The following is a 14494-nucleotide window of genomic DNA, read 5'->3' on the forward strand; positions in this document are numbered from 1 at the left end:
GCCCCCTTCCGGATGGGTCTCGACCGACTGGAACACGACCCCTCCAGGCGCCCCCTCCATCCGGTATTCCCCCCAGAAGGCTCGCAGCTCGGGGTTCAATCCCGACTCCCTCTTGAAGTCCTCCACCCCCTCGAACACAAGCCGGACAAATGACCGTCGTTCAGCAGCCCGCCCCTCCCAATAGTCACTGACAACCACGAACTCATGGGACGCTCGATTGAGCGCATACGCAATCAACAAGCATTCCCTGAGCCCTTCCAGCCCGCCATCTCCAAGTACCAACTCCTTCGCACCCATTTCACGTCCCCTCGTATGGGATATGCATAAGCTCCTGAAACATCGGGTGCGCCGGACTCACAACCACCCCAGCGCCGCTTTCAGCGATTCCAGGTGGGAACCACTGAAACAGGACCCCTCTCACTCGTGACCGCGAGGTCCTCTCTCATCCCGTGCGCTGCAAGCGGCGCTTGTACTTCTCACCCCAGTCGCGCAATCCCAACAGCACCGGCTCCAGGGAGCGGCCGAAGGGGGTGAGCTCGTATTCCACGCGCGGCGGCACCTCGGCGTAGACGGTGCGCTTCACCAGCCCGTCCTCCTCGAGTTCGCGCAGTTGCAGGGTCAGCATGCGCTGGCTGCAGTTCGGCAACCGCTTGCGCAGCTCGCCGAAGCGGTGCGTGCCGTGCAGCAACCAGTACAGCACCACGCCCTTCCACCGCCCGCCGATGACGCCGAGGGACGATTCCACCGCGCAGTTCGTCTTCGAGTCGTCGTCGCGCTTGCGAGTCATGGTTACCTCTTTGTGCGTACTGCCCAAACTTGTGCGTACTTGCGAAGAAATAACCGGAATCGTACCTCTGTGCCATGAAGACCTTGATTGTCTACGCCCACCCCGAACCGCAGTCGCTCAATGGCGCGCTGAAGGACCTCGCGGTCCGCCACCTGAGCGCCCGGGGCCATGAGGTTCGCGTCTCGGACCTGTACGCCATGGGCTGGAAGGCGAATGCCGACGGGGCGGATTTCCTGGACCACGATGCCGGGGAGCGGCTGTTCTATGAGCGGGCGTCGAAGACCGCCTTCACCCACGGCTCGCAAAGCCCGGACATCGTCGCCGAGCAGCAGAAGCTGCTCTGGGCCGACGCCGTGCTCTTCCAGTTCCCGATGTGGTGGTTCTCGATGCCGGCGATCCTCAAGGGCTGGGTGGACCGCGTCTTCGCCTTCGGTTTCGCCTATGGCGTCGGAGTGCACGAGGGCGAACGCTGGGGCGACCGTTACGGCGAGGGCTCGCTGATGGGCCGCCGCGCCATGCTCTCCGTGACGATTGGCGGACGCGCGCCGCACTACTCCGACCGCGGCGTCAACGGGGCCCTGGATGACGTCCTCTTCCCCATCCAGCACGGGGTGCTCTTCTATCCCGGGATGGACGTCCTGCCGCCGTTCACGGCCTACCAGTCCGACCGCCTGAAGGCAGAGCAGTGGTCATCCATCGCGGAGGCGTTCAAGGCGCGGCTGGACGGCCTGTTCACGGACGACCCGCTCCCGTTCCGTAGGCAGAACGGCGGGCACTACGATGCACAGCAGGTGCTCAAGCCCGACCTCGGCCAGGGCACCTCCGGCACACGCATCCACCTGGTTCAACGGGGCGAGCCGGAACAACTGCCGGTCCCCGCGCCCTCCCGCCCGGAGCCCTGAGTCCCTCAGCTGAAGACCGTGGTCAGGTTCAGCGGACCGGCGGGGACGCCGACATCGCGACCCGCCGGATCATCCGAAGGCGTCTGCCAGGCATTGGCCTCCGTCACGGTGTGGCCATTGGCCTCGTTGGAGATGGACATCTTGCCATTGTGGCCCGCGGGGCTGATCTGGCTGGTGTCATAGCCGCTCCAACCCGTGCCGGCGTTCGCGAACGTCGCCTCGCCCCAGGTCTGACCGGAGTTCGCGCCGGGCTTCGACGAGCCGTCCTTCGAGACAGCCCACGCCACGCTGCTGTTGGTGTCGAACGCCACGACCTTCGACTCGCCGGGCTGCAACGTGAACGTCTTCGGGGTGCTCTTATCGAAGTGCTGCCCGTCGTTCGGGCCGCCCTTCTCCCCCGTCTTGTTCCAGAGCGTCACGGTCTGCGGCTGGTTCGTCTTGTTGGCGAACGTGTTCGTGTACTTGTAGTCACCCTTCCTGCTCGGATCGATGACCAGCATGTTGCTGTTGTAGGGCGAGCCGACGTTGTTTTTCGCCAACCACGGCTCACTCGCGCTCACCTGTTCGGTGGAGCCGGAAGACGGCGCGCCGAACCCGGGGCCCGCGTCGCTGGTGCGGTTGGAGTGCATCGGATCCACCGCGCCGCTGGCCTTGCTCGCGACGGGCGCCGCCGCCGGGGCCACGCCGTCCACCCCATCCTCCAGGCTGGGCGCGAGCTCGTGCGACCCAAGGCCCAGGTCATCGCCCTGCCCGCCCGACGCCTGCGTCTCCAGCGCCTTCACCAACTGCATGATCCCGCCCAGCAGCTGCGACACCTGCTCCTGCGCCTTCCCGATGCCACCCGGCGGGCTTACGCCCTGGTCGAAGGAGTCGGTCATGAACATCTGGCGCAGGTCGTTGCGCGGCTGCGGCGCCTGGGTGCTCTTCACGCTCTCGGCCGGGGAGGTGACCGGCTTGAGGTTGGAGATGCTCGAAGGGGGAGTGGAGAGCGACGAGCGGTTGAGGAGCGAGATGGACATTTCAGACTCAGGGTGGCCGGAGGGGGTGGCAAGCCTTGGAAGGAACACAGGGACGTAGAGCAGGACGCATGCCAGCGTCCTCCCCCGCCGCCCGTCAGGGCCTGGCCGGTCCTCCGCTCGGAAGATCAGGCACTTGAGCTGAGCGCTCCCCGCTCCCAGCCTCGAGTGAAGCGATGACGGCATCCACCACCTGATGACCCCGGTCACCAGGGTGTGCGCGCGCCGCTCCGCCGCGTCAGGGCGCCCGGCTCAGCCGGTCCACCTGGGTCAGCAGGTACGGCATGCGCGAGGCGCCGTGCATCCGCCGGATGTGCTCCGCGGCGGTCGCGGTCTCCATCCCGATGGCGGTGATGAGCAGGGGCCGCAGGCTCTGGCCACGCACGATGGGCAGGGCAGGGCCGGTGGTGACATAGGGCGTCTTGGCCACGCCGATGACGGGCACCGCGCGGCAGAGGGCCTCGTACAGGTGGGCCCCCAGGCCCGGCTTGTCCGCCCCGAGCCACACGTAGCCATCCACGATGATGGCCTCCAGCGGCTCCTGCACCCCGGCGAGCACGCGCAGCAGGTGCGGCAGCTCGCGGCGGTAGAACTGGCCGGGCTCGTAGGGGGCCGCGACGGGGCCTCGCTCCACCAGGTGCGCGGCCTCCTTGGCGTCCGTCCAGCCACGGAAGAGGACACACGCGGCCACGGTGACGTCAGGCCGGTAGTCCACATCCACGCAGGCGAGCATCCGGTCCTCCTCGGGGTTGCACCCGGTCCTCCGGGCCTGACGCGACACCTGCCCGGGGCCCAGGGTAGGCCATGCGCCCCGGCCCCGCGAGGCCGGCCGTCACCGCCAGCCCCTCGCGCCCTCACGGGGCCGTGGACTTCGCCCTGACGGGCGCGGCCTCCTTCGTCGGGAAGCCGCGCTCCCGCAGCAGCGCGCCCAGGCTCGCGTCCCGGCCCCGGAAGGCGCGGTAGCCCTCAAACGGATCCACGGTGTTGCCCACGGAGAACACATTCGCGCGCAGCCTCGCCGCCACCTTCGCATCGTAGGGGCCTCCCGCCTCCGTGAAGGCCTCGAAGGCGTCCGCGGCCAGCATGTCCGCCCACAGGTAGCGGTAGTAGCCCGCCGCGTACGCGTCGCTCGCGAAGACGTGTCCGAAGTGGGGCATCCGGAAGCGCATGCCCACGGCCTCCGGAGCGCCGAGCCGCCGCAGCGTGTCCCGCTCGAACGCGTCCGGATCCACGGGCCTGCCTCCCTCCAGGTGCAGCTTCATCTCCACCAGGGCCGAGGTCAGGGAGTCCACCGTGTAGAAGCCCTGGTTGAAGGTCGCCGCCTTGCGCAGCTTCGCCACGAGCGCCGCCGGCATCGGCTGGCCCGTCTGGTGATGCAACGCGAAGCGGCCCAGCACCTCCGACGTCCCGAGCCAGTGCTCCATCAGCTTCGAGGGAAACTCGGCGTAGTCCGTCACCACCCGGCCTCCGGAGACCGACGGATACGCCACGTTCGAACCCAGCACGTGCAACGCATGTCCGAACTCGTGGAAGAGCGTCTGGGCGTCGCGCCAGCCGAGCAACGCGGGCTCCCCGGGAGCCGGCTTCACGAAGGGCGTGTTGTTGGAGACGATGGCGGTCACCTCCCCCCGGAACCGCTCCTGGATGCGGTACACGTCCGTCTGCCCGCCGTTGTACTTGCCCGGCCGCGCATAGGGGTCGAAGTACCAGAAGCCCACGTGTCGGCCGCTCGCGCGCTCCCTCACCTCGAAGACACGCACGTCCGGGTGATACACGGGCACGTGTGTCGCGGGCGTGAAGTCCAGGCCGAACAGCTCACCGGCCATCCAGAACATGCCCTCGCGCAGCTTCTCCAACTGCATGTAGGGCTTCACCTCGCCCTCCTCCAGGTCGTACTTCGCCTTGCGGACCTTCTCCGCGTAGTAGCGGTAGTCCCAGGGGGCGATGTCCTCCTTCTGCCCCGCGCGGCGGGCCAGCTTCCGCATCGCGGCCACCTCCTCCCGCACCCGCGCCACCGCGGGCGTCCACAGCTGTTCCATCAACCGCATCGCCCGCTCGGGCGTCTTCACCATGGACACCTCCAGCTTCCGGTGCGCGTGGGTGGGGTGGCCCAGGAGCCGGGCCTGCTCGGCTCGCAATGCCAGCATCTCGGTGATGAGCGCGTTGTTGTCGTGCGCGTCGCCGTGGTCACCCCGGCTGTCGTAGTTGCGCCACACCTTCTCGCGCAGGTCCCGGCGGTCCGAGTACGTGAGGAAGTCCGCCACCGCCGAGCGCGCATTGGCCACGGCGCACCGGCCCTCCTGCCCCTGGGCCACGGCCTCCGTCGCCGCCGCCCTTCGCAGCGACTCCGGCAGCCCCGCCAGGTCCGCGTCACAGTCGAGCAGCACCGGGCGTGACTCGTCGGCGAGCGCGTTCTGCGCGAACGTCGTGGAGAGCGTGGCGAGCCGCTGGTTCGTCCGCGCCATGCGCTGCCTCCCCGCGTCATCCAGCAGGGCTCCCGAGCGCACGAAGCTTCGGTAGGTCAGCCAGACGAGGCGGCGCTGTTCGGGCGTCCACTTCGCCGTGTCGGCGGAGGCGTGGACGGCCTGGACGCGCCGGAAGAGCGCCAGGTCCTGGGGCGTCTCGTCCCAGAACGCCGACAGCCGGGGCGCCATGTCGCGCTCCACCGCCTGGAACTCCGGCGTGTTCATCACCGAGGACCAGGCGCTGTAGACCTCATGGACCTGGTTGAACGCGCGCCCCGCGTCCTCCAGGGCGGCGACCGTGTTCTCGAAGGTCGGCGCCTCCTTCGAGTCCACGATGGCGGCCACCTCCCGCCGGTAGCGCGCCATCCCCTCCTCCAGCGCCGGCTGGAACTGCTCGACCTTCACCTTGTCGAAGGGAGGCACCCCACCGTGCGGCCCGGCCCAGGGCTCCAGCAGGGGATTCGTCACCGCCAGCGCCGCGACCGCCAGGATTCCGTAGAATGGCATTCCGACAGAATAGAAGTCGGCCGCAGCCCACTCCATCGAATGGAATTCGTAACGGAGCCCCGGATGACCTCCCTCGACCGAATTGATCGCGCCATTCTGGCCGCGCTCCAGAACAATGCGCGGCTGTCCAACAAGGAACTCGCCGCGCAGGTGGGGCTCGCGCCCTCGTCGTGCCTCACGCGCGTGCGGAAGCTGGAGTCGGAAGGCGTCATCAAGGGCTATGGCGCGGAGCTGGATGCACGCGCCCTGGGGCTCGGGCTCCAGGCCCTCATCGCGGTGCAGCTCCGGCTCCACGTGGGCGAGGCCTTCGGCAACATCGGCGACCACCTGCGGTCGCTGCCGGAGACGGTGGCCGTCTACTGCCTGGGAGGCACCACGGACTTCCTCGTGCACGTGGTGTGTCGGGACACCGAGCACCTCCGGGTCCTGACGATCCGCTCCTTCACCAGCCGCCCCGAGGTGAGCCGCATCGAGACCTCGCTGGTCTTCTCCTTCACCCGCTCAGGGTTGCCGGTCGCCCCCGAGGAGCCCTGAAACCAGACGCGAACGCGGGCCGTGCCCGCTGAAACCCATACACGCCAGCAGGGGCGCTTGCCCCCGGCCGCCTGTCCGCCCGGGCATGCTCCGAAGCGGCCCCGGGAGCGCTCCCGCCACCGGTTCGTCACGTCTCCCCGGGACAATCCACCGAGTTGGGCACCCGCACGGCTCGGCAACGACAAAAAACGGATTTTCAAGAGCGTAAACACCGGGGGTTTCGGCTACAGGGCGGAACAATCCCTGACACGGCCGCGCGACCCACCGCGCTCGAGTGCCCACGATGCATGCACCGCTCCCTGCCCCCTCCCACGAAGTGACCGATTCCCCCTCGCGTCCGGTCGGCCGCCTCAAGCGGTGGGTCATCGGCGTCCTGCTCCTGCTCGGGATCTTCGCGCTGCTCGTCGGCGTCAAGGGCGCGCAGATCGTCGCGATGATCCAGGCGGGTGAGACCTTCGTGCCGCCTCCCGAGTCCGTCACGTCGGCCAAGGCGGAGTCCTTCGGCTGGCAGGCGACCCAGGGCGCGGTCGGCACGGTGCTCGCGCTGCGCGGCGTGACGCTGAGCGCCGAACTGCCGGGCGTCGTCAGCGACATCCGCTTCGAGAACGGCGCGTCGGTGAAGAAGGGCCAGGTGCTCGTCCAGCTCGACGCCTCCAGCGAGCGGGCCCAGCTGACCGGGGCGGAGGCGGACGCGCAGCTCGCGCGGCTGACCCGCGACCGCGTGGAGAAGCTCCACTCCCAGGGCGCCAACACCCAGTCGGAGCTGGACGCCGTCCGGACGCGGGCGGTCCAGGCCGAGGCCACGGTGGCCCACCTGCAGACCCTCATCGCGAAGAAGACCATCCGCGCGCCCTTCGAGGGCCGCATCGGCATCCGGCAGGTGGAGCTGGGGCAGCTCGTCTCCCCGGGCAACCCCATCGCCTCCCTGCAGTCCATCACCCCCGCCATCGTGGAGTTCCTGCTCCCCCAGCAGGCGCTGGCCCGCGTGAAGCAGGGGCAGAAGGTGCGCCTGGGCGTGGACGTCTTCCCCGGCAACTCGTGGGAGGGCGAGCTCACCACCATCAACCCGGAGGTGGAGCTGTCTTCGCGCAGCGTGCGCATGCGCGCCACCGTGCCCAACGCGGATGGGCGGCTTCTGCCGGGGATGTTCGCCACCGTGGAGGTGCTCGCGGAGGCCAGCCACCCCGTGGTGGCCATCCCCGCCACCGCGGTGCTCTTCGCCCCCTACGGCGATTCGGTGTTCACGCTCTCCGAGGGCAAGGACGCCGCGGGCAAGGCGGCCCTCCTGGCGCGGCAGCAGTTCGTGCGGCTGGGTGAGCGCCGGGGAGACTTCGTCGAGGTGACGTCCGGCCTGACGGCCGGGCAGACCGTGGTCAGCAGCGGCGTCTTCAAGCTGAAGAACGGCGCGGCCGTCGTCCTCAACAACGCGCTGGCGCCGCCCGTCGAGGCCGCGCCCCAGCCCGTGAACCCGTAGGGCAGAGGAAGGCGAATCCATGAACTTCACCGCCCTTTTCATCCGCCGCCCCGTCGTGGCGCTGGTGGTCAACCTCCTCATCATCATCGCGGGCCTGCAGGCCCTGCGCTCGCTCAACGTGCGGCAGTACCCGCGCAGCGAGAACGCCGACATCACGGTGACGACGGCCTACGTCGGCGCCAACGCGGAGCTGGTCCGCGGCTTCATCACCACCCCGCTGGAGCGCGTCATCGCGGCCGCGGACGGCATCGACTACGTCGAGTCCCAGAGCCTGCAGGGCGTCTCCATCATCCGCGCCCGGCTCAAGCTCAACTACGACTCCAACCGCGCCTTGAGTGAGATCAGCTCCAAGGTCGATCAGGTGCGCGGCGACCTGCCTCCCGAGGCCCAGGTCCCCGTGATGGGCATCGAGTCCGCGGACAGCCAGTTCGCCGTCGCCTATCTCGACTTCACCTCCGACTTCCTCCAGCAGAACGAGCTGTCCGACTACCTGGTGCGGGTGGTGCAGCCTCGGCTGTCCTCGGTGGAGGGCGTGCAGCGCGCGGACATCCTCGGGGCGCGCACGTTCGCGATGCGGGTGTGGATGAAGCCGGAGCGGATGGCCGCGCTCAACGTCAGCCCCTCGCAGGTCCGGCAGGCGCTCGCCGCCAACAACTCGCTGGCCGCCGTGGGCCAGACGAAGGGTTCGCTCGTCCAGGTGAACCTCACGGCGAATACCAGCCTGCGCTCGGTGGATGAGTTCCGGCAGCTCATCGTGCGGCGGGACGGTGGCGCGGTGGTGCGGCTGTCGGACATCGCGGACGTGGTGCTCGGCGCCGAGGACTACGACACCGACGTCACCATCAATGGGAAGACGGCGGTCTTCATCGGCATCTGGTCGCTTCCCAATGCCAACTCGCTGGAGGTCATGCAGCGCATCCGCGATGAGATGGTCTCGCTGAAGCGGGAGATGCCGGAGCAGATCAAGGCCGGCATCGCCTTCGACGGGACGGAGTACATCCAGAACGCCATCGACGAGGTGGTGCGCACCCTGGCGGAGACGCTGCTCATCGTCGTGGTGGTCATCTTCCTGTTCCTGGGCTCCGTGCGCTCCATCCTGGTGCCGGTGGTGGCCATCCCGGTGTCACTCATTGGCACCGTGTTCCTGATGCAGATGTTCGGCTTCACGGTGAACCTGCTCACCCTGCTCGCGGTGGTGTTGTCGGTAGGCCTGGTCGTGGACGACGCCATCGTCGTGGTGGAGAACGTGGAGCGCCACCTGCGCGAAGGGCTGCGCCCGGTGGACGCCGCCCTCAAGAGCGCGCGGGAGCTGGTGGGCCCCATCATCGCGATGACCCTCACGCTCGCCGCGGTCTACGCGCCCATCGCCTTCCAGGGAGGGCTCACGGGCTCGCTGTTCCGGGAGTTCGCGCTCACACTGGCCGGGGCCGTGGCCCTGTCGGGCGTGGTGGCCTTGACGCTCTCGCCGATGATGTCCGCCTCGCTCCTGCGGGCGGGCCATGAGGACAAGGGCCTCGCCGGGGTCGTCAACCGCTCCTTCGAACGCCTGCGCGCCGGGTACGCCCGCACACTGGACCGCTCGCTGGAGATCCGGGGACCGGTCTACGCCGCGTGGGTGGTGCTGAGCCTGCTCGCGCTCGTGATGTTCTCCCAGTCGCCGCGCGAGCTTGCGCCGACGGAGGACCAGGGCATCGTCTTCGGCATCGTCAGCACCCCGTCCAACTCCACGTTGGATCAGCTGGCGCCGTCCGTGAACCAGGTGAGCAAGACGCTCCTGGCGATGCCGGAGGCCGGGTTCATCTTCCAGGTCATGAGCCCGGGCAACGGGTTCTGGGGCCTGGGGCTGAAGCCGTGGGAGCAGCGCAAGCGCTCCGGTGCGCAGGTGCTGGCGGAGACGCAGGAGCGGGTGAATGTCCTCCCGGGCATCCAGACCTTCGCCATCCAGCCGGCCGCGCTGCCGGGTGGCGGCAACTTCCCGGTGGAGTTCGTCATCGCCTCCACGGCGGAGGCGGAGGAGCTGCTGGGGTTCGCGCAGCAGTTGCAGGAGAAGGCGACGCAGAGCGGGCTGTTCGCCTTCCCACCGCTCATCGACGTGAAGATGGACCAGCCCCAGTCGGAGGTGGAGGTCGACCGCGAGAAGGTCGCGCAGCTGGGATTGAACCTGGGGAGCGTGGGACAGGACCTGGGCGCGGCGGTGGGCGGCAACTTCGTCAACCGGTTCAACATCGCCGGCCGCAGCTACAAGGTCATCCCGCAGGTCCTGCGGACCTCCCGGCTCAACCCCGAGCAGCTCAAGGACATCCACGTTACCGGTCCGGACGGCAAGCTCGTGCCGCTGTCGTCCATCGCGTCGCTCCGCGAGAAGGTGGCCCCCCGTTCGCTCAACCGCTTCCAGCAGCTCAACGCGGTGAAGCTGAGCGGCGTGGCCATCCGGCCGTTGGATGAGGCGCTCACCTACCTGGAGACGGAGGCCGCGCGCATCCTGCCCGCGGGCTACCGCATCGACTACACGGGCGAGTCCCGGCAGCTGCGCGTGGAGGGCAACACGTTCCTCCCGGCGTTCATGCTCGCGGTGGTGCTCATCTTCCTGGTGCTCGCGGCCCAGTTCAACAGCTTCCGGGATCCGCTCATCATCCTCGCCGGGTCGGTGCCCCTGGCGCTCTTCGGCGCGATGATGACCACGTTCCTGCGGATGCCGAACCCGACGATGCCGTACTTCACCGACAGCTTCACCACCACCCTCAACATCTACTCGCAGGTGGGGCTGGTGACGCTGGTGGGGCTCATCGCGAAGAACGGCATCCTCATCGTGGACTTCGCCAACCGGCTCCAGGATGAGGGCAAGACGAAGCTGGAGGCGGTGCGGGAAGCCTCCTCCGCGCGTCTGCGTCCCATCCTGATGACGACCGTGGCCACGGTCGCGGGCCACTTCCCGCTCGTGCTCGTGTCGGGACCGGGCGCGGCGGCGCGCAACAGCATCGGGCTCGTCCTGGTGACCGGCATGGCCCTGGGCACGCTCTTCACGCTCTACTTCGTGCCCGCCATCTACCTGCTCATCGCCCGGACGCGCACCGCGCCCGTCCGCGAGGAAGCCGGGCTGCTGGAAGCCCCGTGACGCCAGGGGCTCCACGCCCCTGGCCCCCGGTGGTCGCTCCGCGTCCTGGCGGGTGCGCGCGTCGCGCTGAGTCCTTCAGCGCGACGCACGTCCGCCCGCGGCTACTTCGCGGGCACGCACTTCGCCGCGCCGAGCGTGGACGCGAAGTAGGGCGTGTAGAGGTCGGGGGCGAGCGTGAAGTTGCAGGTGTTCACCGCCTCCGGCGACAGGTTCTGGTGCGACTGCATGTAGCGCGCGACGTAGTCACGCACGCCGTCCGCGGAGGACCACAGCAGGCGGCCTTCCTTGAACATGCTGTACCCGCCTCCGCCACCGCCGCGGTAGTTGTTGACGGCGATGCGGAAGACCTGGTCATCCCGGACGTCCACGCCCTGGAAGCGCAGGTGCGTGAGCCGGGAGCCCGCGGGCTTCGTCAGGTCGTAGCCGTACTCGATGCGCGAGTAGAGGTCCCAGTTGTAGTCCGCGACGACGGGCATGGTGGCCTTCGCGTCCTCGGGCTTCGCGGGCAGGTTGGCCGCGTCCAACTGCTTGAAGTACAGCGTGTTCATCTCCAGCGCGCGCCGGAGGATGGAGCCGTTGATCTCCATCACGTACAGCGTGTTGTCGTAGATGTAGACGCTGTAGGCGTCGCGCAGGGTGACGTCCCCCTTCGGCAGCGCGACGTCATTGGAGAACAGGGCGGTCGCGGACAGGTCCACGGTGAAGCCGGCCTCCTCCGCGGCCTCCTCCTGCACGATGTTGAGCAGGTCCCCCAGGGCGCTGTCCACGTAGCGTCCGGCGAAGCCACCCGTGAAGGCCGCGGTGGTGCTGCCAATCTTCTGGTTCACGTAGGCCACCGTGGTGTCGTGGTAGGCCTGGGTGAGCTGCTTGACGGTGGCATCCTCCACCACCTTGTCGTCCACCGCGTGGAGCTGTGAGTCGTGGGATTCCACGCCCCAGCGCTCGCCGTTCCAGGTGACGTTGAGCTGCACGTTGGCCAGGTGGCTGCCCCAGCGGTTGGGCTGCGTGAGGAGGACCTCGCGGCCGTCCTGGTTCTTCAGCAGCATCTTCGGGATGGGCTGGTGGGTGTGGCCGGTGAGCAGCACGTCCACGTCCGCCACCTGCTGGGCGATCTGCACCGCCTCGTTCTCACCGGGGAGGTTGCCCCGGTCGGTCCACTTCGTGGCATCCGCGTAGTCCGCGAGCCATGACTCGGGGCTGCTCGCGCTGCCCACCGGCTGCTTGTCCGGACCGCTGTGGATGGCCACCACCACCACGTCCGCGCCGGCCTGCTTCATCTTCGGCACGTAGGTCTTCGCGGTCTCCAGCGGGTCGTCGAAGCGCAGCCCGGTGATGTTGTCCTTGCGCTCCCACGTCGCCACGCCCGGCGTCACCAGCCCGAGGATGCCGACCTTCACATCGCACACCGTGGTCATCACGTACGGGGTGAAGGCCTCGGAGCCGTCCGCGCTCTTGCGCACGTTCGCGCCGAGGAGGGGGAAGTTCGCCTCGCTCTTGAACTTGTTGAGGACGTCCTGGCCGTAGTTGAACTCGTGGTTGCCCAGGGCCATGGCGGCATAGCCCAGCTCGTTCATGGCGGTGGCCATGGGGTGCTTGGGCGCGTTGTCCACGATGGCGTAGTAGGTGCCGAGCGGCGAGCCCTGGATGGTGTCACCGGTGTCGAAGAGCAGCGTGCAGTCCGGGTTCTTCTCCCGCTCCTGCTTGATGAGCGTGGCCACCCTGGCGAGGCCGCGCTTCGCGTCCGGCTTCCCGGTGAAGTAGTCCCAGGGGAAGATGTTGGTGTGCAGGTCGCTTGTCTGCAGCAGCGTCAGCGTGCGCGGCGAGGTGTCCAGCGGCGGCGGCGTGACGGGCGGCTTGTCGTCGGAGTCACAGGCGGCGAACAGCGAGCAGGCGCCCGCCAGGGACAGGGTGCGCAGCGTGCGCGAGGAAACGGGGAAATGCATCAGGGACCTCGGTGAAGGGTGCTGCCGGGCTGCACTGCCCGGGACCGACCACCCTACCGTCTCCCTCCGACACGCTGCTGGATTCACTCGCGGCGTCATGCGCACCGCAGGACTCGCCCATTAGCGCGGCACCTCGCGGGCCACCACTGTCAGGTGCCGGCGGATGACGGCGTCACAGGGCCCGCGGACGCTCCGGCGTCCCGACCGCGGCTGCTGACCCGAGGTCTCATCCCATCGCTCACGTCCCCCGGATTTTTCGTACCGGGTCAGATTCCGAGAAGGTCATGCAGCCGAAATTGAACCGGCTCCTGCGGGCGCTTGCCCGCGAGGGGCTCGACGTCACGTACGACGGTCGTGTCTACACCGTTCGACTCCTGGCGGATCCCCACGCCCCCGCCGCCGAGGTGCTCCTCCCACCGGACCTGCCCGTGGAGGGCAAGGCCTTCCAGCAGCTCGCCGCGCTCGCCGCGCTCCACCATCCGGACGGCGGTCGCGTGAAGCAGGTGCGCGCCACGCCGGACTTCCATCCGGGTGACTCCGGGGTGGCCATCGGGTCGGTGGTGCACACCGAGGGCATGGTGGTGCCCGGCGCGGTGGGCACGGACATCAACTGCGGCATGCGTCTGCATGTCGCGGACATCCCCGTGGACGCCTTCCTCGCCCGTCGCGACGCCTTCGTCGAGCGGATGAAGGGGCACTGCTTCTTCGGCACGCGGGACGTGGCCCAGGGCTCGCGCGCGCTGGAGGCCCTGCTGCGCGACGGCCTGCCGGGCTGGCTCCTGGAGACGCAGGAGAATCCCCTGGGCATGTCGGCCCGGGCGGACCTGGGCCAGTTGGACCGCGAGTCCGCGCGCGTCTACCTGGGGGGTGCGCTCGAAGGGGATCCGTCGTGGGCGCCCACCGGACTGCGGCGGGAGGGCGTGGTGCGCGACCCGGGGCTCGCCACCATCGGAGGCGGCAACCACTTCGTGGAGGTGCAGCGGGTGGAGGCGGTGGTGGACCGCGCGCGGGCCCGGGCCTGGGGCGTGCGCGAGGGACAGCTCGCGTTCATGGTGCACTCCGGCTCGCGCGACATGGGCAAGCACGTGGGACGCACGTGGCAGGAGCGGGTCCGGGCGGCGTGGCCCGCGAGCACCCCCTTCCCGGAGAGCGGAATCTTCCCGCTCGTGGACCCGGAGAAGGTGCGCGAGTACCTGAAGGCCGAGGCGACGGCGGCCAACTACGCCTTCCTCAACCGGTTGCTCCTCGCGGAGCTGGTGCGGCACACGCTGCGCGAGCTGTTCGGGGACGTGGAGGCGCCGCTCGTCTACGACGTGCCGCACAACATCACCCTGCCCTGGGAGGGAGGGTGGCTGGCGCGCAAGGGGGCGTGCCCGGCGGAGGACGAACAGCCGGTCATCATCCCCGGCTCCATGGGGGCCGAGTCCTACCTGATGCGGGGACTGGGCAACGCGCGGGCCCTGGCGTCGGCGTCGCATGGGGCGGGACGGGCACGCTCGCGCTTCTCCATGTCGCGGGGCGGCGCGGAGCACCGTGAGGAGGCGCTGGGCCTCACCGGGGTGGACTGCATCGCGCTCCGCGCCGAACGCCGCATCGAGGAGGCACCCGCGGCCTACAAGCCCATCGGCTCGGTGGTGGGCGCGCAGGTGGAGGCGGACATCGTGCGGGAGGTGGCGAGGCTGCGCCCCCTGATGACGTTCAAGGCCTGAGCTGAAGGCACCTCCTCCAGCCCACGCCGGGCCCATGACGAT

The 14494-nt window shown here is 69.0% G+C and carries 10 protein-coding genes; 5 read left to right on the plus strand and 5 right to left on the minus strand.

Annotation, left to right across the window (positions count from 1 at the left end; all coding sequences use genetic code 11):
- Positions 1 to 442: 442 nt before the first annotated feature.
- Positions 443 to 787: a helix-turn-helix domain-containing protein gene (locus tag D7X74_RS05700; RefSeq protein ID WP_120531892.1), complete on the minus strand. Its 345-nt coding sequence runs from the start codon at positions 785 to 787 to the stop codon at positions 443 to 445.
- A gap of 74 nt (positions 788 to 861) precedes the next feature.
- Here D7X74_RS05700 and D7X74_RS05705 point away from each other — a divergent pair, with 74 nt between their 5' ends.
- A complete protein-coding gene (locus D7X74_RS05705; RefSeq protein ID WP_120531893.1) occupies positions 862 to 1689 on the plus strand; it encodes an NAD(P)H-dependent oxidoreductase in 828 nt (275 codons plus the stop codon).
- A 5-nt stretch (positions 1690 to 1694) separates the two neighbouring features.
- On the opposite strand, the gene D7X74_RS05710 is transcribed toward D7X74_RS05705, so the two are convergent.
- From D7X74_RS05710 to D7X74_RS05720, 3 genes are all read right to left on the minus strand, one after another.
- Entirely contained in the window at positions 1695 to 2708 is a 1014-nt protein-coding gene (locus D7X74_RS05710) for a hypothetical protein (RefSeq protein ID WP_120531894.1), read from the minus strand.
- 235 nt (positions 2709 to 2943) lie between these two features.
- Positions 2944 to 3486, minus strand: coding sequence for an endonuclease V (locus D7X74_RS05715; RefSeq protein ID WP_255424365.1), 543 nt, complete (start codon positions 3484 to 3486; stop codon positions 2944 to 2946).
- 73 nt (positions 3487 to 3559) lie between these two features.
- On the minus strand, positions 3560 to 5677 hold the full coding sequence (locus tag D7X74_RS05720; RefSeq protein ID WP_233601985.1) for a M3 family metallopeptidase: 2118 nt from the start codon (positions 5675 to 5677) through the stop codon (positions 3560 to 3562).
- Between the two features lie 63 nt (positions 5678 to 5740).
- Between D7X74_RS05720 and D7X74_RS05725 the strand changes: the two genes are divergently transcribed.
- From D7X74_RS05725 to D7X74_RS05735, 3 genes are all read left to right on the plus strand, one after another.
- Entirely contained in the window at positions 5741 to 6211 is a 471-nt protein-coding gene (locus D7X74_RS05725) for an Lrp/AsnC family transcriptional regulator (protein WP_120531897.1), read from the plus strand.
- A gap of 283 nt (positions 6212 to 6494) precedes the next feature.
- Complete coding sequence (locus D7X74_RS05730; protein WP_120531898.1) at positions 6495 to 7685, plus strand: efflux RND transporter periplasmic adaptor subunit; 1191 nt, start codon at positions 6495 to 6497, stop codon at positions 7683 to 7685.
- A gap of 19 nt (positions 7686 to 7704) precedes the next feature.
- Positions 7705 to 10800 (plus strand): efflux RND transporter permease subunit, encoded by a 3096-nt coding sequence (locus D7X74_RS05735; RefSeq protein WP_120531899.1) that lies wholly within the window; start codon positions 7705 to 7707, stop codon positions 10798 to 10800.
- 101 nt (positions 10801 to 10901) lie between these two features.
- Here the strand turns inward: D7X74_RS05735 and D7X74_RS05740 are convergent, their stop codons facing one another.
- Entirely contained in the window at positions 10902 to 12743 is a 1842-nt protein-coding gene (locus D7X74_RS05740) for a bifunctional UDP-sugar hydrolase/5'-nucleotidase (RefSeq protein WP_120531900.1), read from the minus strand.
- Positions 12744 to 13027: 284 nt separating this feature from the next.
- Between D7X74_RS05740 and D7X74_RS05745 the strand changes: the two genes are divergently transcribed.
- The gene (locus D7X74_RS05745; protein WP_120531901.1) at positions 13028 to 14452 is read left to right on the plus strand and encodes an RtcB family protein; all 1425 of its coding nucleotides are present in this window, start codon (positions 13028 to 13030) and stop codon (positions 14450 to 14452) included.
- Positions 14453 to 14494 lie beyond the last annotated feature (42 nt).

It is taken from the genome of Corallococcus sp. CA047B, from assembly GCF_003612065.1.
GTDB lineage: Bacteria > Myxococcota > Myxococcia > Myxococcales > Myxococcaceae > Corallococcus > Corallococcus praedator.